Raw genomic sequence first — 335 nt, 5'->3', positions numbered from 1 at the left:
ATGACCTCCACGTGAATTTCGGATTGGGGGAGGTGAAGGCACAAATTGAATCAGCACTTTCGTCTTTGACTTTTTCCCCCGCACCCCCTAACAACTTCGACAACAATTTTCAGGGGCAAAATCCCGAAATTGAAGAAATTCCTGTTGTTGAGCGAAGTGGGGACGCGGGTATTTCGCAGGGAAATACTGTACGTGGTGAACTAACACCTGAAGAACAAATGGAAAAATGGCTTGCACGTTTTTGTTTGATTGAAGGTGAAACCAATGTGTGGGATGACTATGGTAAAAAGATCTGGAAGAAAAATGCCTTTCAGACTCTGCTTGGTAGCAAGAAA

At 43.9% G+C, this 335-nt stretch carries 1 pseudogene; it reads left to right on the top strand.

Annotation, left to right across the window (positions count from 1 at the left end):
* Positions 1–32 precede the first annotated feature (32 nt).
* Positions 33–335, top strand: a pseudogene (locus ACNPNW_RS06215) (DUF5906 domain-containing protein); the annotation flags it as partial.

The sequence above is a fragment of the Acinetobacter endophylla genome, assembly GCF_053543775.1.
The sequence above is the reverse complement of the archived record's forward strand: the minus strand, read 5'-3'. Positions and strand labels throughout refer to the sequence as shown.